Below are 24,396 nucleotides of genomic sequence, written 5' to 3' on the forward strand. Positions count from 1 at the left end.
CACACCCGTTCCCATTCCGAACACGGAAGTTAAGCTCTTCAGCGCCGATGGTAGTTGGGGCATTGCCCCTGTGAGAGTAGGACGTCGCCAAGCAAAAGTAAAAAGAGTAGCTCATGTAGCTACTCTTTTTTGTGTTAATGAGCACGAAGTGCTAAAAGACACAACAAGTACCAGAGGACTACAAGAAGCAAGAAGGTTGAGGAAGCGAAGAAGTCCGGAGAATGAGGATTATACGTGGGGACTGAAGGAATGAAGCTGACGAAGAGATTCGCCGCTTGTTTTAGTACAATCCCAACGTGACTGTTAAGCTCAAGCGCACTCATGGAATAAATGTATGAACATTCCCGAGCACTATTACCTAATCAATACTCATCATATTTTTTGCTCTCTTTGAAATACTATGGAAGTATGATAAACCAAGGAGATGATTATATGGGAAGAACTAAAAATGCAAATGCAAATGCACAACGAAATGACAATGTGAAAAAAGGAAATAGTCCTGAATTTGCTGCTTACGCAGAAGTAATAGCAGACCAGGCTGATGGTAAAGATAAAAAATAATCACAGTAACCGGTAAAAGTTTATGAATCTGGTCCTATCCATAGTGGATAGGGCCTTTTAGTTCAGGAAAAGGGAAATTTATAATGTTTTACTCCTTTTTTTGGAAGACATCTGATAAAATAGTAAAATAGGCGAAGAGAAGGAGAATAACATATGTCTAGCTATACAGTTACTAAAAAGAAAAAGCAATTTGATTTATCATCATTTCTTATCATGATTGCCATCATTCTTGTTTTGTCCTGTCTAATAGTTCCCTTTGTAGCGATCTACTCATATCAGGATATCTTTATTAACAACGTACAATCATGGTTTTTTGCAACACCAAAGATTAACTATTTTATATTTGCTGGTGGGTTAATTTGGTTCTCAATTCTTATAGTTATTTTCTTGATTTATCGTAATAATACTTTAATGGCTGATAAAAAGGTAAGGCTTTTTCCATTTTATTTAGCAGTGATACCAGGAATAATTGTTATATTACTTTCTCTACATAATTATTTCTATTTAAATGATGAAGGTATATATTACAATGGGCTGACAGACCTTGGCGTTAAAACATATAAGTGGGAAGATGTAACGGAAGCTAAACAGCTTCAAGTGATAAATAATGGGGTTATGGTTGAAGGAGATCTTGTATTTGAATTTAAGAATGGAGAAACCTTTAACCTTCCTGTTACAAAAGAAGTTCAATTAAATAAGAGGCGAATTTATACTGCGCTAAGAAAAGTAGATGTTGAAGTACAACGTATTCTGCCAGAGGGTCAGGGTTAATAAAAAGAAGGATTGAATGATATTCAATCCTTTTTTTTATTTAATTTTAAATAGAGTATACCCTTCTATTGTCCCTACTAATGAGTCAATTATGGTATAATAGATTAGTTATTATTATAATTTTTGTGAGGTGTTAAAGTGGAGCAATCCAATAAATCAATTCTACTAGTAGACGGAATGGCCCTATTATTTAGAGCATTCTATGCAACGGCAGTAAGTAATTATTTTATGATAAATAGTAAAGGAATTCCGACAAACGGGATTCATGGGTTTGTAAAACATTTATTTACAGCTATTGAACATTTTAATCCTAGCCATGTAGTGTGCTGTTGGGATATGGGAAGTAAAACATTCCGTACAGAGGAATTTTCTGAATATAAAGCAAACCGTGCAGAGGCACCTATTGAACTAGTTCCACAATTTGATCTTGTAAAAGATGTTGTTGATTCGTTTGATATCCCTAATATTGGGTTAAAAGGGTATGAAGCAGATGATTGTATTGGAACCCTTGCTAGAGAATATAGTGTAGATCACAAGGTGATTATTTTAACTGGGGATCAAGATATTTTCCAATTAATTAATCAGAATGTATCCGTTGCAATCGTTAGAAAAGGTTTTGGAAATTATGATTTGTATAACCCAGAACGTCTTTTGGAGGAAAAGGGTATTACTCCGGCCCAGATGATTGATCTAAAAGCTTTAATGGGTGATCCAAGTGATAATTATCCGGGTGTAAAAGGTATTGGGGAGAAGACTGCTATTAAATTGTTACTAGAATTTGGAACGATAGAGGGGATATTAGATAACCTCTCTAAACTTACAAAATCCCAACAAAAGAAGATTGAAGATAGCTTAGAGATGCTTCACCTTTCCCACCGCTTGGCACGAATTCATTGTGAAGTTCCAATTGAATGTAGCTTAGATCAAGCAGAATATAAAGTTAACAAAGAACGGGCGCTCTCAACTTTTAGAGAGCTTGAATTTAAAGGATTAGATCGTTTACTTGGGTAAGGAATGGGTTGTACCCATTCCTAGCTTTTCCTATATTTTCGTATTATCCTTTTTTGCTTTATCCTCAAGCTTGGTTTTGGGATCAGGTGTCGGTATATCTGAACCAAAACCTTGAGGATTAACACCTGAGAAAGCTTCAGTTCCGCGGTTTGCATTTCTTTGGGTCATGATCATTCACCTCCCATATTGTATTGTTTGAAGCAGAGTCAACAATTATGTAAGCTGTTGATTACCTACATAAAACATTTAGGAATGAATAGTTTTTACTCTCAACTTAGAAACTAATGTTGAGGTGAAGTTATATGAATAAAGGAATGGTTACAGCTATTACTACAATAGGGTTAGCTCAATTTCTTAAGATTCCGCTAAAGAAAATAAAAACAGGTAAATGGGAATGGGAAACATTTGTTGAGACGGGTGGGATGCCTAGCTCTCATTCTGCAGGTGTAACGTCACTGGCGACATTTATAGCTTTAAAAAAAGGTGTACCCACCGTTGATTTTGCGTTAGCTTCTGTTTTTGGAATGATTGTTATGTATGATGCTCAAGGAATTCGAAGGCAAACGGGTGAATTAACTTTATTAGTAAATGACATGGAAGAAGACCTTGAACGCTTAAAAGGTCAAGAAGATCACCACTTTCATGACAAAAAAGATAGAAAATTAAAGGAAATGTTAGGACATCAACCAGCAGAAGTACTAGGTGGAGCTTTGCTTGGTATGTTAACTGGTACAATTGGTCACTTTTTGACAAAGAAAAAATAAGCAAGATGTTTTATGTTGTCTGTAAATAAGGATGGGGAAAGAGTGACTAAGATAGAGGAATATTTGCAATTCTTAAAGCAAAAAGGGTTTATATTCAGGGAGGAAGAGCTTGGCTTCATTTCATTTGGTCAAAGATATTCTGGTACTAACGATCAGCAAGTGATTGCAGCAATCGAGATCACCCTTAAAGCACAAAAACATTTTGACGGAAGTTATTTTGTTGCTTTACTAGAACAATTAAAAGGTGAAGACATTACGAACCGAAAACAAGCCTTTCAATATGCACAGGAAAAAGGAATCATTTGACACGCGATTTCCTATTGAAAACTTGATATGTAGTTCAAGGAGCGCCCAGATAAGGCGTTCTTTTTTATTTACACTACTTAATTACAAGGAACCAATATAAAAAGCCTAAATCATAAAAGACTTAGACTTTCTCTTGAATAAGATTCTACTTAAGAAGCACTTTGTATAGACGGATTTATGGACTTTTTCTTAGTAGGCCATTCGGACAAAATCATTCCAATGAAGATAAACACACATCCATAAACCGCAATCCAGCCTAAGCGCTCGTTGGCCCAGAAATAAGCTGTTATAGCTGCAAAAACGGGTTCAGTAGCAAAGATTAATGCAACTCTAGTAGGAGTAGTGTACTGTTGAAGCTTAGTTTGTGCGAAGAAAGCAAAAGCAGTTGCTAGGATAGAAGTGACAAGTAAAGCAATGAGTACTTCTCTTTGAACTAGAGTCCCGACATGAAACGCTCTTTGCCAATCTTCAAACAGTAAGGCACATATACCAGAAAAAACAGCGACACCAAGGATTTGCCCAATTGTTAGCAATAAAGTGGGAAATTCATTTGTATATTTTCCAGTTAAGATTATGTGCATAGCGAATGCAAAGGCACAGCCTAGTACTAATAGATCTCCAATGTTTAATGAAAAGGTATCACCAACCGTTAACATAAACAACCCAAATGCAGCAACAATTGAACCTATAATTGCGATAGAACGTGGTCTTTGCTTTAAAATGAGTAATGATAATAGAGGTACTAATACCACACTAAGACCTGTGATAAATCCTGCTTTAGATGATGTTGTATATAATAATCCCATTGTTTGAAGTGCATAACCTAAGAAAAGGCTCATTCCAATAAACAATCCTGCTAATAGGAATTTAAGATTAATTGCTTGAAGTTGATCACGTTTGTAAATAAAAAAGCCAATCATTAAAATGATTGCTGCTATAGAAAATCTTATAGCATTAAACGTAAATGGTTCTAAAAAAGAGATGGCTTGTTGAACAAGTACAAAGGTTGCTCCCCAAATAAATGCAACAAAAAGTAAAATACCATCAGCTAGTAAACGTGTTTTCATGTTGATAGTCCCTTCTCAGTCTATATTGATTACTGATTGTCTCGAATCGCCTTTCTTGCAAGCTCATCCGCAATCTGATTTTGGCTACTAGGAATCCATTTCATAAAAAATAAATCGAATTGCTTTGTTAATTTTAACGCAGTTTCTAAAAGAGGGGCATATTGTTTGTTTTTTACATATTCCTTCTCAATTGCCCGATCTACTAGCTGGGAGTCTGTTCGAAATGAAACAATTGAAAACTCCTTTTCAATACAGATTTCCAATGCTTTGATTAAGGAATAATACTCAGCTTCATGATTTGACATGTTTCCTAGTGGAATAGAATATCTTTCTAAAACACCATTACCTTTTATATAGATACCTGCTCCAGAAGGACCAGGGTTACCTGCACTTGCTCCATCAATATATACTTCGATCAATTGAAAACCCCCTAAAAAAATGGATCCACGAAACATACTATAACATTGATTTTTCTTATATAGAAGAGGAATATAGATTTCCTTATTAGAATAATGAATAAGCATGAAAAAGTATGGAAAAATGTAGATACTAAGATTTTGGAGGATGAACTAGGGTGAACGTTTGGATTGAGTGGAAATATAAAACAGCAAAGAATCTTGAACTTACATTAACAACAGAAGTCATGCAAGCGAAAAAGGCTCTTCTAATTGCAGAAGATTTTATGAAAACAGGTCGAACAAAGGACTTGGTTTTTTATGATGAACAGCATACTATGTGGACAAAAAAAGAATTTGAGAAACTTCTTAAGGAAGTAGAAGAAGAGCCACATCATATAGAGGTTTTCTTTGATGGTGGGTTTGATGTGCAGACTAAAAAGGCTGGTGCTGGGGTCGCTATTTATTATTCAAGAAAAAATAAAGATTTCCGAATTAGGGAAAACAGTGTATTAGAGGAACTCGATAATAATAATGAAGCAGAATATGCAGCTTTCTGGGCAGGGGTATTGCAACTTGAGGCACTAGGTGTCCGTAATACGAGTGTCCACTTTAAAGGTGACTCACAAGTCGTGTTAAATCAATTATCTGGAGAATGGCCGTGCTTTGAGGATGAGTTCAATAGGTGGTTAGATCGGATTGAAGAGAAGCTAAAGGAACTCAAGATTAAGCCTACCTATACAGCCATTTCCAGAAAGGAAAACAGAGAGGCAGATCAGCTAGCAAGTCAAGCTCTACAAGGGGTCATGGTTTCAAGTCATCTTAATCGATCTGAATAGAGAGGAGCCGGTAAGGTGAAGCAAAGGAAGGCGATTGTGGAGGTAAGTGAAATATTAGATACATTTTGTGAAAGTTGCTTTGTCCATTCTTACTTTAAAAAGGAGTATGGAAAGTGTAAGGCACATAAGTTTTGTATTAAAGAATGCACGGTTGGCCAAAAATTAAAGGAATACGGTAGAATTCTTTCATAGAAACTGTTTTCGTATAGAGTGTTCGTTAGTAAAATGTTGTGTGCTTTAAACCTAGAGAGCTGCCTTTTTCTAACTATAAAAATTAGTTATAGAGTTTAAATAGGCTGAGTTTCTAAAAATGAAAGATTGAAAAGTCACAAACTTTTAGAAAAGAGCCTTTATAAAAAAAACTTCAGTTGGTTAGGAATACCCTGCCCACTGAAGTTTTTTTATTTTAATTATGTGTTATTGCTTAGCTTCATTTAATTGCTCTTCACATTGTGTAAGTGAAACCTGTTGTTCATTTAAAAATTCCTTGTCTACACCTGTCTGGTTGTTGAACGCATGAGACAGTTGTGCTCTTGCATCTTGAATAGCTTGAGTTGCTTCTTCCAATTGCTCTCGGTCCATACTCATTGTTGCTGTGCCTACCATTTTTTGAGCTGCTTTCACAGACATTTCTACTTGCTTTAAATCGTTAAATGGCTCTGACATATAAAAACTCCCCTTTCAGTATATCAAGTTTAGCTTGACCAATTTAAAAGGCACTATACCTTAGAATTACTACTACTTTTGATAAGACACTCATAAAATGTTAAAAACAATTAGGAGTGTTATTAATGTTACAAGCCTATATCAATGATCTACAAGTTGTAATTAGATTTTCTTTGTCTTATCAGCACAGAGAAGAGTTACAAGAAGAGGAGATCATCCGAACCGTTCTTCAATTAGATGAGAAGTTGTTAACTTATATTGATGATTGTTTAGCCTGTAAAGGTAAAAATGGCGAATTAATTATTATATATGTTCAGCCGGGAGAAGTACTTGATGTACAAATTCAACAAGTCATTGTAAAAGAAAATATATTGTCTTGATACTAGGAAGAAAACTGCTTTATTAAATCAACAACAGTTATTTTGTCTAATCCATTGTGATATTGCTCCATCTTCTTCGAATGACTCTTTGCAAAATCTCTTGAATTCAATTTATCAAGAAGCTCCTCTTCAAAAGACTGTGAAAATTTATCTAAAGGTAAATAGAATATTAAGTCCTGGTTCAGCAGAACATCCACATTAATTTTCTCTTGACCAGGAAGGTGATCATATACAAAAATGGGTAAACGTTTTGAAAGACATTCACTAATGGTTATACCGCCTGGTTTAGATAATATAGCATCTACAGAGTGGTAGATGACATTCATCTTTTTCTTAGATTTGATATAAGGAAAAGGTATGATTCGAGGATGATTCTGTGCGATTAGCTTTGTATAAAGCTTAGTATTGCTACCACATAACACATAATAGTGAATCTTTCCATGAATCGGTAAATACGACAATAAGTCTTCAATTTTGCCAACTCCTAAACTTCCCCCTGAAACCAATACCTTGTACTCTTTTGTGCGTTCGGCTTTCTGCAACACGTTCTCGAACTCCGGGTGAATAGGAATTCCGGTTTGAAAGATCGCCTCCTCTTTCACACCTTTATTAAGTAGATACTCTCTCATTGGTGGAAGGGAGATCAGGTGTGCATCAACCATGTCAGTGCCCCATATATGGTGAATAAAAAAATCAGTGTATACATTAATGATCGTTGCCGAACACTCACCACTTCGTTTCAACGTTGATGCAAGATAGGAAGGCAATGCATGGGAACAAATAATAAAATCAGGTTGATGCTGCTCAATGAGATTACGCATCGAGTTTAGAAAGAGCCATTCGTAGTGTATAAATCGTTTTTCCTGCTCTAAAGATCGATAAACTGATCTTTCATATAAATAATGGTAAAAAGATGGGAACAGCTTAATCCATCTTAAATACACACTAGAGATTAATAGCTCCAACTGTTTATTGGTAGAACTTAATAGTTCAACACTTTCATATTGGATCGATAAATCACTTTGGTTGAATTGTTCAGACAAGCTAGAAATAACCTGGTGATGTCCAGAGGGAATTTGTAATAGTGGAAAAAATAAAACCTTTGGCATAATGTTCTCCCTAAATCATGATAGTGCTTATAGTATGGAACATTACGAATTTTTTATGTGAAATCCTCCCTATAATTCCCATAATAAAACAACTGTTAGTTGGTGAAAATTATATCAACACATTGAAAAGGGGAAGTGTGGTCGTCGTGAGTAACGTAATGAAAGGCTGGTTTCTTTCCATATGGTATTTCCTAGACCCGATTTATTATGCCTTTACAAGGCTTACTTATGTGAAGGATGAGTCAAAGAAGAATTTAATTTTCCGTGTACGTGTCACTAGGTATAAGGGAAGAGAAGTGGTCCTTTCTGATGGGACAATCATCCGCAAAAATGATACGCTTCTAAAAATCCATCTTCATAATGTAAAGCTTCTAAAGGAACTCTATCAAGTACAGTGTGAAGTAAAGAGAGGTAGGCATATATTTCAGTCTGTATTAACAGCTTTGCCAGCTCTAGCTGCCTATTTAGAGAATCACCCACAAAAAGAGGATATAAAAGCAGTTATAGGAATTACTACTCTACACCGGGGCTGTAGAAGGCTTGGGTTTGAAACGCATGATATAAAAAGTAGATGTTATCAATTCTTTAAAAAAGTGACATTTACACTTATTTATATCCTGTCTGCAACGAATATCTCAAAAGAATCAATGCAAAAACATCAACCCAAATACTTATTTATGTCAACTAAAGCTCTATCCAAACGTTATCGAGTCAATTAATATACTTAACAAGAACTACCATATCAATACGCTTTCTTGTTTGATATACTTCTTAACAGGGAGGCGATATTAATGGTAGTTATTTTAATGATCACTTTCTTGGTTACTGGTTTAATCTTCTACGGCTATAAAAAAGGAAATAGAAACACAAAAGATATTTCCATTCAATATTTAGAAGCTGTCTCTACGAATCCTTCCAATTCAAACACTACAAATCTTTCTGTCCTACATCTCTCAGACTTACATTTAGAAAACATTTCAATCTCACCTGATGAACTTTATGATAAAGTGAAAGACCAACATATAGATTTGATTGCTCTAACTGGAGACTTCTTAGATCGTAAACGTACGATTCCAAAACTAACTGAGTATCTTGAGGTTTTTCAGAAGCTGGAACCAACTTATGGAACGTTCGCTGTTTTTGGGAATCACGATTATGTATTAAGAAAAGAACCGTTTCAGCAATTAGAAAATCTACTACAGGAATACGGTTGTCAAACGTTACGTAATGAAACGATCACCATTAATACAAAAGAAGGAATTCTGAATATCATTGGTATTGATGATTTTAGTACAAAGCGCAGCGATCTTGTAGAATCTTATAAAAATGTAGTAGATGGGTATAAGCTTGTTCTTACTCATGATCCTAATATAGTTATGCATATGAAAGACTATCATTTTGATTATCTATTATCGGGTCATTTTCATGGTGGACAAATCTGTTGGCCAAAGCCTTATCACCTAGTGAAGATGGGGAAGCTTGTTCGTCTAAATATGGTTAAAGGACTTCATTATTTTGATGGAAAGCCTTTTTATATTAGCGAAGGACTAGGTCAAACCGGTCTAAATATAAGAGTTGGAAGCCGACCAGAAATAACCTTTCACCAAGTAAGTGTATCTAATGCACAATCATTAGAACTAACATCTTAAAAACTATCGATTAGATAGCTTTTAAGATGTTTTTTTTGTAACATTGCTTTGCATGATCATATAACCTATAAAAAGGCCATATTTGGCCGAATTAATAAAACGATATTAAAGGTTATCTCTTTCGCCTTGTGGATTAGTTTTATCACGCTTGTCCTTATTACGTTTATTGCCTTTGTTATTATCACCAGGCACTATTTCCTTAGCAAATTCCTCTAAATTATTCCCTCTTCTTGGTGAATTTTGATTAGAGCTTCCTCGATTCGGAATCTTTGTCATGTTGTATCCCTCCTAAGCTTTAATAAAGTTCATTTTTAGTATCTCTTTTTATGCTTTAAGTATGTCGAGTATTTTGCCCTTATGTTATGATGAAGCTAAAAAGGGAATGGGGATATTTACCATGAACATACGGCCAGTTAACGAAGCAGATGCTCCTTTGCTTTTGCAGTTATCTAAGAAGTTAGATGAGGAAACCTCTTTTATGTTATTTGAACCAGGAGAAAGAAAAACAACAATAGAGCAGCAAAGAGAAAGTATTAACAGAATTTTAGGACAAGAAAATTCAATGATGTTTGTTGTAGAGGAACAAACGAATTTGGTTGGATTTTTAGGAGCAATTGGCGGAGGAACACTGAGAAAAATCCACTCAGCATACATAGTAATTGGCATCTTAGCTGACTTCCACGGAAGGGGATATGGTTCTGCTTTATTTAAGAAGTTATTTACTTGGGCTAAAGAAAAAGGTCTCCATAGACTAGAACTAACGGTAATGACTCACAATGAAAAAGGAATCGCCTTGTATGAAAAGATGGGTTTTCAAAGAGAAGGTATAAAAAAAGCATCGCTTAAAATCAATGGAGAATGGGTAGATGAATACTACTACTCTTATATAATGGAGGATCATCATGTTTGATTGGCATTATGAAGCTCAAAAAAAGTGGGATGAAAAAGCAGATTTTTGGAATCAAAGTAGTAAGGATATGTGGGATCAAGGTAGTCGAAGCACCATCATTCCTTTCCTACAACAGCATATAAAGCCTTGTAGTATTTTAGATGCTGGATGTGGTGATGGATATGGTTCATATATGTTGCAAAAGCAAGGATTCAAAGTAACAGGTGTAGATGTATCGACCAATATGATTGAAATAGCGAAGGGTCGAGATACTAAGAATGAACTTCAGTTTTTGCAATCAGACATTGCAAAGATGCCATTTCCAGATGCTAGCTTTGAGGCGATTATGGCAATTAACTCATTGGAATGGACAATAGATCCGCTAGAAGTCGTAAAGGAGTTCAAAAGAGTTTTACGTCCTTCAGGAACTCTATGTATAGGACTACTCGGTCCAACTGCAGCACCAAGGCAAAATAGCTATCAGCGCCTTTACGGGGAAAATGTGATCTGTAATACAATGATGCCATGGGAGCTGCAAAGTCTTGCTGAGGAAAATGGCTTTCGTTTAATAGACGGTCATGGTGTTTATAAAAAAGGAGTGACACCTCAAACATTAAACGGCCTTTCAAGTGAACTAAAACAGGCGCTTTCCTTTATGTGGGTGTTTATGTTTGAGAAAAAGGAATGAAAGTTCAGGGAAAGCTTAGATTAAAATTCTAAGCTTTTTTTGTGGCTTTTGGAATAATAAGGTAGGGTCAACAAAATTTTGTAAAAGTTTATTAAACATTATCGATGTAAAGGTTATAATTTAAATAAGGATATCTAGTTTAGGAAAAAGGGAAAAATTAATAGTGAGGGGTTCAATCATGCAAAAACAGGTATTATCTGACATTGAAATCGCACAAAAAGCTCAACTAAAGCAAATATATCGTATTGCAGAAGATCTTGATATTCAACAGGAAGAACTTGAGCCATATGGACATTATAAAGGAAAGCTTAGCTTATCTTTGCTAGACAGATTAAAGGATGAGCAGGATGGCCATGTAGTCCTAGTTACTTCTATTAACCCTACACCAGCTGGGGAAGGTAAATCTACTGTAACAGTTGGACTTGGACAAGCTCTAAATAAATTAGGAAAAAAAGCGATGATTGCAATGAGAGAGCCATCACTAGGACCAACGATGGGAATCAAAGGTGGAGCTACTGGTGGCGGTTACTCGCAGGTTGTACCAATGGAGGATATCAATCTTCACTTTACAGGTGACATTCATGCCATTACAACAGCTAATAATGCATTATCTGCTTTTATTGATAACCATATCCACCAAGGAAATCAACTGCAAATTGATGCGAGACGAATCGTATGGAAACGCGTAGTTGATTTAAATGATCGCTCTTTAAGGAAGGTGATCGTTGGCTTAGGTGGACCAACTCAGGGTGTACCTCGTGAGGATGGGTTTGATATTACGGTTGCTTCAGAAATAATGGCAGTTCTCTGTTTAGCAGTTGATTTAAAGGATCTTAAAAATCGATTAGGCAGAATTGTAGTAGCCTATAATTTTAACCGTGAGCCTATTACTGTAAATGATTTAGGATATGAAGGGGCTTTATCGATGATCTTACGAGATGCATTAAAGCCTAATCTTGTTCAGACATTAGAGAATACACCTGCCATCATTCATGGCGGTCCATTTGCAAATATAGCTCATGGTTGTAATAGTGTGATTGCAACTAAGCTTGCAGCTAAACTAGGAGATTATGTGGTAACAGAAGCGGGATTTGGTGCAGATTTAGGAGCAGAAAAGTTTCTAAATATTAAATGCCGTGCTGCTAATATCAAGCCGAGTGTTGTGGTTATTGTAGCGACCATTCGAGCATTAAAAATGCACGGTGGACAAGCTAAGGACCAGCTAAAAGAAGAAAATGTAGAAGCCTTAGAGAAAGGAATTCTAAATCTCGAAAAGCATATTGAAACGATTCAAAACTTTGGTCTACCTTTCGTTGTGGCGATAAATAAATTTATTACGGATACAGAGAAGGAAGTAGCTTGGTTACAGCAGTGGTGTAAAGAGAAGGGTGTTAGAGTATCTTTAACAGAAGTTTGGGAAAAAGGTGGAGAGGGCGGCCTTGATTTAGGAAATGAAGTAATGGCAGCCATTAAGGAAGATCAAAATAATTTTACATATCTGTATGAATCAAATGAATCAATTGAACAAAAGGTAACAACGATTGCCAAAAAGGTGTACGGTGCTGGACATGTTGAGTTTGCAACAACTGCCAAACTACAGCTTAGACAATTTGGACAGGCAGGTTGGGGAGATTTACCTATATGTATGGCTAAAACTCAGTATTCACTTTCCGATGACCCTACTAAGTTTGGGCGTCCTCAAAACTTTACCATTACAATACGTGAGCTAAAGGCTTCGATTGGGGCAGGATTCATTATCGCGTTAACAGGTGACGTTATGACAATGCCTGGTCTACCAAAGCAACCAGCGGCACTGAATATGAATGTTGACGAAGAAGGAAATGTGGTTGGCTTATTTTAATATTTCTTTTTGTAAAGAGTGTTGCTTTTGAATAAACACATTAGTGAAATGGAGCGGAGTACATGATTAGAGGACCCTCTACTAAAAGCTGCCACGTCCTGTGGCAAACGTAGAGGTCAGCACATCCTGTGCAAGCGCGGGAAATAGAGTAAAGGTCGAGACCACGTAGGCGAAGCTTGTCTAGTTGCAGTACCCAGCCCCTCGAGGTCAAATAACCCTTCTAGGATAAAAGGGAAAACCACCTTTTTTCCTAGAAGGAACATTTGCTTTTCGGGGCTAATCGGGGCACTTCCGCTTTTCTAGTGAGGAGGCTCGACTTTCTCCCAGCGGAAAGCAAGTGTTTGGAGCGCAATGGAACGAACACGGTATTAATCGTCATACATGGATGTTTATCTTCTAAGAACGGAGATAAAACATTTGACTTATTGTAACAAAATTAAGTGTATAAAAAGTATGCTGAACAAATTGACTGATATACTAAAGAGATAGATGAAGTATTAAAGGAGTGTTGTCATGTGTTTGATCCCACAATATTCGATAATTTAAAAGTAGTAATAGAGGGAGCAATTTATGACAGAGATCTCGAAGGTGAATTAGAGGTAATTAACAGGAAGGACGTTGTAGATCTTGCTAGAATGTCAAGGCACTATCAGGTCACGTTTAAACTTCTAAATCATACAGGAACATACTGTTCATGGGAATTATCTTCATCTGTCAGTCAGCTTTCTAACGAATTATTAGCAACACCTAATATATCCAAAAGAGGATGTACGACTGATATTACTTTTTTCTTGGATCTTCAAGAGGTAGATTTAAAACTCAAAGATCTACAAGTTTTGGTTTCAAATGTATGGGGAGATCGTGAAATTAAAATTCGTGTCATATCAGAGTTCCCTAAAACTACAACAAACCAAGTAGAAATGAAACTACTTTTTAATCGAACCATCCATGAAGATGATATTGATGATTTAATTCATATGTTTCATCATATGGAGAAGACTTTACATTTGCTTCAAGCAAATGGTTATTAACTACTAGGAGAATGCAAATGGAAACTTCGATCAACCAATTTCGATCATTTCTATCCAATGCATGGTCCAAGGCAGGTTTTTCTGAATTCACAAGTGTTCAAGCAAAAGCCATACCTACCATGCTAGAAAAAAAGGATATGATGGTAGAATCACCACCCGGAACAGGGAAAACATTAGCGTATTTATTACCTATATTTCAATTATTAATAGAAGGCGGAAAGAATCCTCAAGCAGTGATTATTGCTCCTACTAAAGAGCTTGCCATGCAAATACATGAGGAAGCTCAAAAGTTTTTAAAGGACAGTGAGTTTTCCTCTGCCTCCTTCATTGGTGGAGCAGATCTAAAAAGACAGCTAGAGAAACTAAAAAAGCATCCTCAAATTATAATTGGAACGCCTCATCGACTGGTTGAACTTATTGAATTAAGAAAGCTTAAGATGCATGAGGTAAAAACAATTGTATTAGATGAGGCAGATCAGCTTATTGGTTCAGGTAGCACAAAAGAAATTGATCGAATTATCCAATCCACCATGAAGGATCGTCAAGTAGTTGCTTTTTCAGCGACTATCCCACAATCGACAATCGATCAGCTGGAAAAAAGAATGAATCAGCCGGAGAAATTAACCGTCGAAACTTCTCTTGAATTGAAAGAGAAGATAAAACACCTTTATATCGTTTGTGAGCGTCGAGAAAAAATCGATTACTTACGAAAGCTTTTATATACAGAGCCTGATATGAAGGCAATTGCCTTTATTAATGATTCCTTTCACTTAGAAGCACTAGCAGAAAAAATGAAGTATAAGAAAATTAGTGCAGGTATACTATATAGTCAATCCACTCAGGCTGAGCGAGAAGCAACCATTAAGAAGTTTAGGTTGGGGAAATACCAATTGCTACTAGCTACCGATGTAGCAGCACGGGGATTAGATATTGAAGCTATTACCCATGTGATTCATCTGGACCTTCCAGAAGCAATTGAGCAGTTTGTCCATCGATCAGGTCGAACTGGAAGAATGGGTGCCACTGGTACAGTAGTGTCCATTGTCACTCCAGGTGAGGAACAGGGCTTACTCCAATTTAACCGGAGACTTAACCTAGGTCTTGAAAAAGTAACCTTATATAGAGGGCAGCTTACAGACGAAAAGCCAACATACCAAGAGAGAAAGAAAACACCTGCACCACAGAGTCGTCCGAAAAAGAAGGTAGCACATAAAAAGAATAAGTAAGTAGTGCGTCTAGAAACGAACTTGTCTTTGGGGCCATCGCAAATTCTCATTAAAAAATGTAATCTTAATGCCTATCAAGCAGAAATTTGATAGGCATTTTGTTAGGATCAATCAATTAGTTTCTTAATCATTCTCTAAGCTTTTCTAATCTTTTATTCAAATATCCTTTCCATTCATCAGCTAACTCTGGAATGGTAAGGAGATATTCAATGCGGTCTTTATTCTTTTTATCATGAAAAAAAATATGATTTGCTTCTAATACAGTTATAGAGTTTTTGGGACTTTCTATGAGGGTAATAGGTGAATTGTCTTCAATCCAACCTTCTTTTATAACACTAGCTAGAAATCCTGTGTAACCTGTATCGACTAGTCGTTTATGAAGTGTTTTTACTTCATTATATTTAGACAAGTTATCGCAAGGAATACGTGGTTGTGTGATTTGAACCATTGTCTCTCCAATTTGGTATATATCTCCTATTTTAACATTCTCTTCTGACAAGCCTGAAACCGTGATATTTTCTCCGAATCCTGGTATTGTAAATTCCTTTGTATATTCGTTCTCCCATTTTTGATAATGCTCATAGCTATAAAATAATACTGCCCTGTCGGGGCCGCCGTGGTACTTATATTGTACAGAATCATCTTCAAAGCCTTGCTTACTTAAAAAGGCTTTTGATACTTTATTTCTTCCTACGCTTGATATGAATACATGATTGTTTGTCTCTATTTTTTTTGGTTTTCCAATATTAAGAGATTTTATCTTAAATGAGTTAAGCATGTAGTTTTCCCCTCCACAAGAAATTTATCTTAAATTTTTACTTGATTTCAAATCAAAAAGTGGATATGAATCGGAATTGTTACCAAAGAACTCGACTTATTGTCACCGAATGCTAGCCAACCGCAATGAGAGTGATCCTATGTATTTTATGTACATAATAAAGAATATTATTCTTTCATAAATATTAATTAGGAAAAATTAGAAAGGAAGATAAGAAAGGCTATGAGAAAACATTAGCAAAGCACTTGTTTACAAGACGTGTAAGTATAATTAGTTTGAAAAACCTAGATTTCTCCTGCTAACTAAAACAGGACCAGAATTTTCCTGGTCCTGTAAATTTTAATGACTTATATTTCCTTGTTGTTGAGCCTTTGCAAAGCTGTTTAACATTAAATTCATGTCCTGTTGCATTAATTGAGGTACTTGGTAGTAACCGTTCTTATTTTGATACAGGAAGATTTCATAGCTTAGTTCAATGAAATTAGGAACACTATCAGCTATAACACGTCGTAGTACCGGATTTGTCATTTCTAGAGCTGTCATTGCTAGTAATGTGGATAATGATTTAGTAATACCTAACATATATGCAGAAAGACCTTGATCCGACAGTTCGTTTACAGATTTATTTGGCTTTTTTGGCTGACCTGGCTTTACACCATAAACAACATCATTATTTTGAGTCATTTTATATTGTTTAGTTGGGACAGCTGGATCTTGTCCTGTAGAAAAAGCCTCTACCATTGTATTATATGTTTGTGTTACAAATGCAGCTTGACGCTGAGCGATGGTTTTAAGCTCAGAATCTTGAATATGCTGTTCGTACATTTGATACTGATCTAACATACTAATGATTCCAGCAAGTACTTCGTGAGCATCAAATACTTCATGACCACCATGATTATTTGAATATGTAGCATTTGGCTGCATATTGGGAGTTATTTGTTGCCCAGTTTGATTCATGTTTTGATTTTGCATGGATTACCCTCCTGATTTGTTATAACATTCATCACTAGAATTTCCACTTTACGTACATTCATGTATGACGAATGATGTTTTTTTTAGTACTTTTTTTATGAAGAATATTAAGGAAGGAAAGGTGGATAAACAAAGCTGTTGGATACATAAATTCATCAAAAAAGGTAACGATAATGAGGATATTAATGAGGGAAGGCAGGATATAAATACATGTTATCATTCAAACCGAGTTGCTGGTCAGAGCATGGGGAACTTGAAATTGTTTTGCTTTGCTCTCCGTCTAGTTTAGATATTCCAGATCTAAAAACAGCAGAAGATGTTCAATGGAGTGCACCTGTTAACCAATCAATAGCACATGAGAATTTTGCTGAACTTAAGTATGCCCTTGAAGAAGCAGGGACAAAAGTAATAGATTATTCAAAAGCACTAACAGACGAAGAGAACAAGTTAAGTGAACAGCTCATTAATCGCTTCTTCGTTCGAGATCTTGCCTGTGTATTTGGTGATATTATTATCCCTGGAGAAGCAGGTATTTCGATGAGAAAACCGGAGTATGTACAATCACATTTACTTTTTAAGAAGTGGTTTCCAGATCAATTTTTACTAAATGAGAATAATGACGTAAAGGCACTGGAGTTTGGTGATGTTCTTATTCTAAACAGTGACGCGGTCTTTATTAATGTAGGGATGAGGACCAGTATAACAAGTGTAGAGAAGATAAAGGAAAAGTTATTTCAAGCTGGATTTTCAGAAATTGGAATCATAGACTTACCTCGTCGTTCTGATACACTTCACTTAGATATGAATTGTAATGTTGCTAACGAGGACCTTGTCATATCCAAAAGCTACTTGCGCTACTTTCCAATAAATGTTCTAACCGAAACAGAATCAAGGTATGAAATGCCAGAGCAATTTTTAAAACGTCATGGATTTGAAATTTATTGGATAAAAGAGTATGAAACAGTACCTGATATTAACTTTCTTAATATCAATCCTGAAACATTGCTAATTAGTAAAAAGGCACATAAGCAGATGATTAAAAACCATCCTAAATTGCAAAAGAAAAAAATCATCGAAGTTGAAGTAACAGAGCTAGAGAAGTCAGGTGGCGGGATACGTTGTATGACATTACCGTTAAAGCGTAAATCTTTAAACTAATACAATCGTCTCGTTTTAGGGAGTGAACAAATGAAGTCGCAAGTAAAAAAAGGCCATATGTCATGGTGGCAGCTCTCTCTGCTTGGAGTTGGATGTACTATTGGTACTGGTTTCTTCCTTGGTTCAAGTATAGCTATTCAGAAGAGTGGAACAGCTGTTTTAATACCCTTTCTTCTAGCGGCAATTGGTACATATATTGTGTATGATGCACTCGCAAAAATGTCGGTTGAACATCCTGATAAAGGTTCCTTCCGTTCTTATGCAAAAAAAGCGTTTGGCAGATGGGCAGGCTTTAGCAATGGATGGGTATATTGGTTTTCGGAAGTGCTAATCATGGGCAGCCAACTTATTGCTTTAGGTTTGTTTACTCAATATTGGTTCCCTTCTATTCCATTATGGATCCTGACATCCATTTATGGAGTACTTGGATTGCTTGTGATTTTAACGGGTATGAATGGTTTTGAAAAGATAGAGAATATATTTGGTGTCGTAAAGACAGCAGCTATAGTCATGTTCATACTTGTTGCCATTTTCTTATTATTTAAAGGTACAGGTGAGCAAGCAGAACAAGGAACGATTCTGCAATACTATGGAGATTTTTTTTCGGAAGGAATAAAAGGGGTATGGCTTGCTTTACTATATGCTTTTTATGCTTTTGGTGGAGTTGAGGTCATGGGATTACTTGTAATCGACTTAAAGAAACCTAAGGATGCTCCTAAATCTGGTCGAATTATGATCATTGTTCTAACCTGTATTTATATACTATCAATTGGGCTCGCTTTAGCAATCGCTTCATGGAAGGATGTCAATTCGAATGAAAGTCCATTTGTTACAGCGCTTGATACCTTTCAATTACCGTATATAACAGATGTCTTAAACGGTATATTAATCATTGCGGGTTTTTCTACGATGGTTGCAGCGTTATATGCAGTTATAACAATCATCGTGACGTTAGCAGAAGATCATGATGCCCCTGTATTTTTAGCTAAAAAGGGGAAACTTAAAATTCCTCTACCGGCCTTTTTGTTTACAGCAGGTGGCTTACTTGGTTCTATCATTATTGCACTGTTATTACCAGAAAAAATCTTTGAGTATATAACTACTGCAGCAGGATTGATGCTTCTTTATAACTGGTTGTTTATTCTAGTCACCTATACCAAATTAATGAAACAGTCTGTTTGGGAGAAAGTTAAAATCTTAATAGGGATCTTACTAATTCTAGTCACTGTAACTGGAACGTTAGGAGAAAAGGTAAGCAGACTCGGATTTTTTGTGAGCCTGCTCTTCATAGTGATTATAGGCTTTGCGACTCTTATCATGAGAAAAAAATGGGCAGGGCAAGAGCATGCTTCCTAAGTAGATTTTATTTCGAAAAGTTAGAAAACTTGTTCTTCATACGCATAAAAGGACATTTAGAAGGACTACTATCATCATCACTTAGAAAATATTGTTTCCATTCATGATTGTCTTCTTGGCCATACCATTTTAAGTCAGGATGGCCCGGAATTCCATCATACTCTACAAGGCGTTTCCGAATCAGTTTTTTCATTTTACGACCAAATACTGTTGAGTCATTGATTTCATTAAACACCCAGCGTGGTTGAAACGCAAGCAACAGGCATGGAAAGTGTCGGCTTCGACGAACTTCGTGTGCAGGTGTAGCGCAAAAAGCGAAATAAGGTTCTCCGTCAAAACAAAATTCCCATTTAGTGTCAGAAGGATCAGTCGGGATATCCTCTGGCCATTCTTTTTGATCATATAATGTGACATTATTTAATATCGTCCAAAACATTTCCTGATAATCCTCAACACCATAGCTCTCCAAGATGTCATTAGGTGTTTCAACAAACACAGCTAAAGAAGCGTATTTGCCAGTATCACGTGAAATTGCACCATATTCTTTTAATGAATTAGCAAGCTCCTTTGCTGAACTAACTTCACGTGGATCACCGATAAAACTGAAGCGAAGATTATTTGATAAAAATCCTTGTCTTCCAGGAACACAAGGATACGTATTCTCATCATCGGCAATGATAGAAGAAAAGGACCGATAAGCTTTTTGTTTCCATAAAGGAAGTGTATCTAGTTGTTCGTCTAACCATTCTTTATCAAAAAGGACTTCCACATTTGTTCCCTCCTCTTTACCTTTACAACAATACAATATTAGAAAAGGGAGGAATGGGTGACTGTCTACTTGTGTGTTACGGAGTCGACATAAATTCTAAGCGTCTATTTCAGTCTCAACTTTGATAGGTGCTAGACTTTTGGAACCTATTTTTCTTTCAAAAGGAAAGAAAAAAAGCAAGATGAATACTTCCACCTTACTTTTTTGTGATATGTGAATTACTGGAGTAAAAGATTATGACTGACTTGTGCTACTAATCTCTTTCTTTAGCAATTCTGTATATTCCTCTTTCAAAATAGAACAATATGATAAATCCTCGTACTTTCCATTCTTTATAACATGCTGACGGAATGTACCTTCATACGTCATGCCTACTTTTTCCATAACTTTAGTAGAAGCAGGGTTTCGAGTAAAGGCTGCTGCCCAGATTTTATTGAGTCCTTTTTGTTCAAATCCAAAACGAATTAATAGCTTACTAGCTTCTGTCGCATACCCGTGTCCCCAGTAAGGAACACCAATCCAGTATGCCAATTCCGCACGATTGTCATTTCCTATCCCAATCGCCATTGATCCGATTAGTTCCGAAGTTTCTTTCTTTTCAATTGCAAAAGTGAAAGAGTTTTTTGCTGCTGCCAATTCATCATGACTTTGAATCCAAGCTTCAGCTCCACCCTTAGGATAAGGGTGAGGGATGTTTAAGGTAGTGTCTGCAATTAATGGACTTGAAGCGAGTTCTTCAACGGTAGGTGAATCCTCAAGTGAAAAGGGTCTTAGTACTAATCTGTCAGAAATAAGAGTAGGAATCATGTATGTACCTCCTTAAATAATAGAATTTATTATAGGAGTTATTGATTAGTAAGTCAATTTGTTTTTTACAGAAAATTCCTTTACTTTTTAAATCAGCCTCCTTTATAGTAGAAATATGGTTTTATTGAAAACCAAATTTTTCCTAATGGAATGAAAAGGAGGAGCAAAAAATGATTAAAGTGGTACGTGAGAGTGAAAGTAAAGGTTTCGATGGGAATAGGGAAATAGACACGTAGAAAAGTGAATCGGAGGATTCAATATGGAAAAAATGAAGCAGAAGCTTAAGATTGTAGAATACAATGAAAACCATGCCGGCGGGGTAGCCGATATGTGGAACAACAGCCGCGAGGGCTGGGGTGGAGATTCACTTATTACAACAGAAGAAAAAGTCAAAACTCAAGAGGCAAACTCTAGTAATCTCAATCTCTATTTAGCCATGGAGGATGACTTGGTAGTTGGATATTGTGGCTTATCTGAATATCGTGAGGATGAAGGAGCACTTTACATCCCACTACTGAATGTTAGAACGGATTATCATGGAAAGAAAATTGGAAAACAACTTGTGTTAACTGCCTTAGAAAGGGCAGTAGAGCTCGGATGGCCAAGGTTAGATTTGTATACATGGCCAGGTAATACAAAGGCTGTGCCACTATATAAACGCTGTGGGTTCTTCTGGGAAGATCGTGATGATACGACTCACCTAATGAACTTCATACCCACTGTACTTCAAACAGAGGCAGTATCGGAATATTTTCTAACTAACAACTGGTATGAAACTAGTACGAGAGAGATTGAGGTTTCACCAGATGGTAGAAAGGAAAATGACTTTACGTATTACGAATATAAGTGGGAAGATCAGACACAAACATTACGCATGGAGTTTGAGCGGACTGGTAGAGGATTAAGATTAATTGAAACAAACGATTATCTTATTTCATGTGAAGTAGAAAATTTTAAGCTAGTATCTGACGCTAGCTACAAAGTTAATTATCATGTGAAGAACAAGACGGGACTTCCACTCCAAATTGATTTTGAAGGGGAGAATCATAAGCAAATTGAATTTCCTTTCAAACAGTCAATTCATGTTCAAGGTGAAACGATCATTGAAGCTACATTTCATTTAAAGAAATTTGAAGAGGAACAAAGCAATTGGAGAACCCATCCTTCTGTTATTACTAATCTTCTTATTAATGGAAAAAGGGCTAGGTTTGCAATAGGTGTCCTTCCTAAACAACCTGCCAAAATAAAAGGGGTAGTCCCAGGTTCACAATGCTATCTAAACGAACAGGGAGTATTCTACTTAGATATTGAAAATAATTATCAAGAAGAAGCAACCTTTACGATTCATTTTCCAAAATCAAATTGGGTTGATCTAGAAAAGGAAAAGTATATCCTTAACGTTGCCTCAAAAGCCAAGGTTTCCATTCCAGTCTCGTATGTATTGAAGGAATTCGGATTTTATTCTCCTGTGTTAGATGTTGATGTTCAAACAAAAACAGGGATCACAACAAACTTTAAAAAGGAAGTCGGAATAGCTTTTAAGGGACTGGGTGCTAGGTTTAGTGGTGAATGTGAACAATATTGGCATATTTACAATGGACTTTATCATCTTTACTTGAGTAAGTTTGATAATAAAATCATCCCGGGTAGGTTGACTACAGATAGTCAGAACACGTTTAGTATGTTCCCTAAAATTGGGAAGCCATATTCAAGTGAGTTTTCAAAGAGAAAGCCTCATCGTGTACATTATGATGAGAACCATGGGGCGATTACTTTGTATGCAGATTATCAATCTAGTGATTTTCCTGGTCTAGAAATCGTTAGTATGTCAAAGCTATATGCTGAAGGTTTGGTAGAACAATCTTATAAGCTACGTAATCATAATGATCACTTATCAGAAAATGAGACATGGGTGTATCAACCAATCTATCACAATTTTTATAAGCCTGTCCTGCCTATGAATCAACAAATTATTGAAGTCAATGAGCAAGCAAGTGCAGATTATGGGATTTGGAATAGTAAGAACTTTACAGAATCGTGGTTATTTTCGAGACATACACCTTATGCACATGGTATATCTTGGCCAAAAGATGCAAAGGTTAACTTTGAAAACTGGTATATGTATATCGAACATAATCTTGGCAAAATCAAGCCCAATACAGAAGTTGAAACGAAACCCGTTTATGTTTCGTTTGGCGCGTACCAATCATGGGAGGAATTTAGAGATTTTGCAAACAGAAAAACTTTTGATGCAGTAACGCCTGTTGAGGATCTAATCCTAACTGGACTATATGATAAAAATCATGATGTTGACATTCATTTTGTTGATCAAAAAGAAGGTCACTTACATGGAATTATACAATTACACTATGGAAATGTAACGGTAGATCGTGAGTTTACACAAACAGATGAAAAAAGCTCAACTGTTCAAAAGTTCGAGTCAAGTGCTGATTCTTTATCAACTGTGAAAGCAAGCTTTGAATTAAATGGAGTTCAATCCTCTAAACAGGCACTTGTATTACCACCAAGGGATGGAGAAGTAAATATATGTACTGAAAACAGAGAGGGTCATGAGGTGTTTGTTGCTACTAATGGATTACTATCGATTTCAGCTGCAGCCTCATTTTATCCTGGTTTGTTTTCATTACACGCACATGGGAAAGAGTGGCTCCATTCTTCATTCCCGTCACTGGAGCCAAGGGCTTGGTGGAATCCATGGAGTGGTGGAATTCGTACTTCTATACAGGGAGCGAATCATAAGTCCTTTGCAAAAGAGGATACTACAATCACAGTAGCAAGCTTAGTTGATGACTCTAATATGAAGTGGCAAGGAATTAAAATCACGACTACGTTCAAGCAACATGAGGAATACAGCGGCCTTGAAATTAAGCAGTATTATGTGATGCTTCCTAATGTGCCGATCCTTGCGCATGTCACGAAGTTCGTCCAACATACAGGTACGTACTTTCATCATAAAAAGTGGTTTGCTGAAACATGCTTAAAAGCAGGCAATCTGTTGGAAGATAGTTGGATAAAAAGTAATGATGAAAAAGGGAAGTATTTTGCAGGAAGAACAGAGATCGTTTCAATGCTAAATCAACATGTTTTAATTGGTTCAACAACTGACCAACACGTTCTTCAACTCATTACGGACCCGGCTACAGTCGAAACAGAAACTTACATGAATAAGGAAGTTCAATCGATAGCAGCTTGGCATTTACTGAGCTTAGCACATGGTAAGGAGTGGATCTCTTCACCAAGCTTCTATGTTGCGAAAGACACCATTCTTTCTAATGATGAAGTAAAGCAGCTACAACGTATTCAGTTAAGAGAGGTTTAA

The 24,396-nt window shown here is 36.2% G+C and carries 28 protein-coding genes and 1 rRNA gene; 19 read left to right on the plus strand and 10 right to left on the minus strand.

Features of this window, described 5'->3' with window-relative positions; all coding sequences use genetic code 11:
- The 4 genes from rrf to G4D63_RS19700 all read left to right on the plus strand — a co-directional run.
- Window positions 1–93: ribosomal RNA gene (gene rrf, locus G4D63_RS19690) — 5S ribosomal RNA — on the plus strand; the annotation flags it as partial.
- 339 nt (window positions 94–432) lie between these two features.
- On the plus strand, window positions 433–561 hold the full coding sequence (locus G4D63_RS22185) for a hypothetical protein (protein ID WP_275580334.1): 129 nt from the start codon (window positions 433–435) through the stop codon (window positions 559–561).
- A 153-nt stretch (window positions 562–714) separates the two neighbouring features.
- Window positions 715–1,332: a hypothetical protein gene (locus G4D63_RS19695; protein WP_163181771.1), complete on the plus strand. Its 618-nt coding sequence runs from the start codon at window positions 715–717 to the stop codon at window positions 1,330–1,332.
- Between the two features lie 138 nt (window positions 1,333–1,470).
- Window positions 1,471–2,343, plus strand: a complete 873-nt coding sequence (locus G4D63_RS19700) for a 5'-3' exonuclease H3TH domain-containing protein (RefSeq protein ID WP_163181772.1) — start codon at window positions 1,471–1,473, stop codon at window positions 2,341–2,343.
- 30 nt (window positions 2,344–2,373) lie between these two features.
- Here the strand turns inward: G4D63_RS19700 and sspL are convergent, their stop codons facing one another.
- On the minus strand, window positions 2,374–2,511 hold the full coding sequence (gene sspL / locus G4D63_RS19705; protein WP_163181773.1) for a small, acid-soluble spore protein L: 138 nt from the start codon (window positions 2,509–2,511) through the stop codon (window positions 2,374–2,376).
- A gap of 134 nt (window positions 2,512–2,645) precedes the next feature.
- Here sspL and G4D63_RS19710 point away from each other — a divergent pair, with 134 nt between their 5' ends.
- Both G4D63_RS19710 and G4D63_RS19715 read left to right on the plus strand, forming a co-directional pair.
- Complete coding sequence (locus G4D63_RS19710) at window positions 2,646–3,107, plus strand: divergent PAP2 family protein (protein ID WP_163181774.1); 462 nt, start codon at window positions 2,646–2,648, stop codon at window positions 3,105–3,107.
- 42 nt (window positions 3,108–3,149) lie between these two features.
- On the plus strand, window positions 3,150–3,413 hold the full coding sequence (locus G4D63_RS19715; RefSeq protein WP_163181775.1) for a DUF6123 family protein: 264 nt from the start codon (window positions 3,150–3,152) through the stop codon (window positions 3,411–3,413).
- 149 nt (window positions 3,414–3,562) lie between these two features.
- Here the strand turns inward: G4D63_RS19715 and G4D63_RS19720 are convergent, their stop codons facing one another.
- Window positions 3,563–4,480, minus strand: coding sequence for a DMT family transporter (locus G4D63_RS19720; protein WP_163181776.1), 918 nt, complete (start codon window positions 4,478–4,480; stop codon window positions 3,563–3,565).
- A 29-nt stretch (window positions 4,481–4,509) separates the two neighbouring features.
- Window positions 4,510–4,899: a reverse transcriptase-like protein gene (locus G4D63_RS19725; protein WP_163181777.1), complete on the minus strand. Its 390-nt coding sequence runs from the start codon at window positions 4,897–4,899 to the stop codon at window positions 4,510–4,512.
- A 155-nt stretch (window positions 4,900–5,054) separates the two neighbouring features.
- On the opposite strand from G4D63_RS19725, the gene G4D63_RS19730 reads away from it, so the two are divergent.
- Together G4D63_RS19730 and G4D63_RS19735 are read left to right on the plus strand one after the other, a co-directional pair.
- Window positions 5,055–5,714: a reverse transcriptase-like protein gene (locus G4D63_RS19730; RefSeq protein ID WP_163181778.1), complete on the plus strand. Its 660-nt coding sequence runs from the start codon at window positions 5,055–5,057 to the stop codon at window positions 5,712–5,714.
- Between the two features lie 15 nt (window positions 5,715–5,729).
- A complete protein-coding gene (locus G4D63_RS19735) occupies window positions 5,730–5,906 on the plus strand; it encodes a zinc-finger domain-containing protein (protein ID WP_163181779.1) in 177 nt (58 codons plus the stop codon).
- Between the two features lie 225 nt (window positions 5,907–6,131).
- Here G4D63_RS19735 and G4D63_RS19740 read toward each other — a convergent pair whose 3' ends face one another.
- Window positions 6,132–6,380, minus strand: a complete 249-nt coding sequence (locus G4D63_RS19740) for a DUF2564 family protein (RefSeq protein WP_163181780.1) — start codon at window positions 6,378–6,380, stop codon at window positions 6,132–6,134.
- 125 nt (window positions 6,381–6,505) lie between these two features.
- Between G4D63_RS19740 and G4D63_RS19745 the strand changes: the two genes are divergently transcribed.
- Window positions 6,506–6,760 (plus strand): hypothetical protein, encoded by a 255-nt coding sequence (locus G4D63_RS19745; protein ID WP_163181781.1) that lies wholly within the window; start codon window positions 6,506–6,508, stop codon window positions 6,758–6,760.
- 2 nt (window positions 6,761–6,762) lie between these two features.
- On the opposite strand, the gene G4D63_RS19750 is transcribed toward G4D63_RS19745, so the two are convergent.
- Entirely contained in the window at window positions 6,763–7,869 is a 1,107-nt protein-coding gene (locus tag G4D63_RS19750) for an MGDG synthase family glycosyltransferase (protein WP_163181782.1), read from the minus strand.
- Between the two features lie 146 nt (window positions 7,870–8,015).
- Here G4D63_RS19750 and G4D63_RS19755 point away from each other — a divergent pair, with 146 nt between their 5' ends.
- Both G4D63_RS19755 and G4D63_RS19760 read left to right on the plus strand, forming a co-directional pair.
- Window positions 8,016–8,588: a YkoP family protein gene (locus tag G4D63_RS19755; RefSeq protein ID WP_338024012.1), complete on the plus strand. Its 573-nt coding sequence runs from the start codon at window positions 8,016–8,018 to the stop codon at window positions 8,586–8,588.
- Between the two features lie 72 nt (window positions 8,589–8,660).
- Window positions 8,661–9,518, plus strand: a complete 858-nt coding sequence (locus G4D63_RS19760; protein ID WP_420837836.1) for a metallophosphoesterase — start codon at window positions 8,661–8,663, stop codon at window positions 9,516–9,518.
- A gap of 105 nt (window positions 9,519–9,623) precedes the next feature.
- On the opposite strand, the gene G4D63_RS19765 is transcribed toward G4D63_RS19760, so the two are convergent.
- A complete protein-coding gene (locus tag G4D63_RS19765; protein WP_163181783.1) occupies window positions 9,624–9,794 on the minus strand; it encodes a hypothetical protein in 171 nt (56 codons plus the stop codon).
- A 121-nt stretch (window positions 9,795–9,915) separates the two neighbouring features.
- Here G4D63_RS19765 and G4D63_RS19770 point away from each other — a divergent pair, with 121 nt between their 5' ends.
- The 5 genes from G4D63_RS19770 to G4D63_RS19790 all read left to right on the plus strand — a co-directional run bounded on the left by G4D63_RS19770 (window position 9,916) and on the right by G4D63_RS19790 (window position 15,213).
- Window positions 9,916–10,428, plus strand: a complete 513-nt coding sequence (locus G4D63_RS19770; RefSeq protein WP_163181784.1) for a GNAT family N-acetyltransferase — start codon at window positions 9,916–9,918, stop codon at window positions 10,426–10,428.
- Window positions 10,415–11,095, plus strand: a complete 681-nt coding sequence (locus G4D63_RS19775; protein WP_163181838.1) for a methyltransferase domain-containing protein — start codon at window positions 10,415–10,417, stop codon at window positions 11,093–11,095. The genes G4D63_RS19770 and G4D63_RS19775 overlap by 14 nt, the downstream gene beginning before the upstream one ends.
- A gap of 178 nt (window positions 11,096–11,273) precedes the next feature.
- Window positions 11,274–12,956: a formate--tetrahydrofolate ligase gene (locus G4D63_RS19780; protein WP_163181785.1), complete on the plus strand. Its 1,683-nt coding sequence runs from the start codon at window positions 11,274–11,276 to the stop codon at window positions 12,954–12,956.
- A gap of 515 nt (window positions 12,957–13,471) precedes the next feature.
- Window positions 13,472–13,987 (plus strand): hypothetical protein, encoded by a 516-nt coding sequence (locus tag G4D63_RS19785; protein ID WP_163181786.1) that lies wholly within the window; start codon window positions 13,472–13,474, stop codon window positions 13,985–13,987.
- A gap of 17 nt (window positions 13,988–14,004) precedes the next feature.
- Complete coding sequence (locus G4D63_RS19790; RefSeq protein WP_163181787.1) at window positions 14,005–15,213, plus strand: DEAD/DEAH box helicase; 1,209 nt, start codon at window positions 14,005–14,007, stop codon at window positions 15,211–15,213.
- A gap of 127 nt (window positions 15,214–15,340) precedes the next feature.
- On the opposite strand, the gene G4D63_RS19795 is transcribed toward G4D63_RS19790, so the two are convergent.
- Both G4D63_RS19795 and G4D63_RS19800 read right to left on the minus strand, forming a co-directional pair.
- Window positions 15,341–15,991 carry an MOSC domain-containing protein gene (locus tag G4D63_RS19795; RefSeq protein ID WP_163181788.1) on the minus strand — a complete coding sequence of 217 codons (651 nt, stop codon included), beginning with the start codon at window positions 15,989–15,991 and terminating at the stop codon, window positions 15,341–15,343.
- Between the two features lie 339 nt (window positions 15,992–16,330).
- On the minus strand, window positions 16,331–16,966 hold the full coding sequence (locus G4D63_RS19800) for a spore coat protein (RefSeq protein ID WP_163181789.1): 636 nt from the start codon (window positions 16,964–16,966) through the stop codon (window positions 16,331–16,333).
- Between the two features lie 210 nt (window positions 16,967–17,176).
- On the opposite strand from G4D63_RS19800, the gene G4D63_RS19805 reads away from it, so the two are divergent.
- Both G4D63_RS19805 and G4D63_RS19810 read left to right on the plus strand, forming a co-directional pair.
- A complete protein-coding gene (locus G4D63_RS19805; protein WP_163181790.1) occupies window positions 17,177–18,124 on the plus strand; it encodes an arginine deiminase family protein in 948 nt (315 codons plus the stop codon).
- A gap of 30 nt (window positions 18,125–18,154) precedes the next feature.
- On the plus strand, window positions 18,155–19,480 hold the full coding sequence (locus tag G4D63_RS19810; RefSeq protein ID WP_163181791.1) for an amino acid permease: 1,326 nt from the start codon (window positions 18,155–18,157) through the stop codon (window positions 19,478–19,480).
- Window positions 19,481–19,487: 7 nt separating this feature from the next.
- Here G4D63_RS19810 and G4D63_RS19815 read toward each other — a convergent pair whose 3' ends face one another.
- Both G4D63_RS19815 and G4D63_RS19820 read right to left on the minus strand, forming a co-directional pair.
- Entirely contained in the window at window positions 19,488–20,249 is a 762-nt protein-coding gene (locus tag G4D63_RS19815; RefSeq protein WP_163181792.1) for a YqcI/YcgG family protein, read from the minus strand.
- A gap of 234 nt (window positions 20,250–20,483) precedes the next feature.
- On the minus strand, window positions 20,484–21,056 hold the full coding sequence (locus G4D63_RS19820; RefSeq protein ID WP_163181793.1) for a GNAT family N-acetyltransferase: 573 nt from the start codon (window positions 21,054–21,056) through the stop codon (window positions 20,484–20,486).
- Window positions 21,057–21,315: 259 nt separating this feature from the next.
- Here G4D63_RS19820 and G4D63_RS19825 point away from each other — a divergent pair, with 259 nt between their 5' ends.
- Entirely contained in the window at window positions 21,316–24,396 is a 3,081-nt protein-coding gene (locus G4D63_RS19825; RefSeq protein WP_163181794.1) for a GNAT family N-acetyltransferase, read from the plus strand.

The organism is Bacillus mesophilus, from assembly GCF_011008845.1.
GTDB classification, from domain to species: Bacteria; Bacillota; Bacilli; order Bacillales; family SA4; genus Bacillus_BS; species Bacillus_BS mesophilus.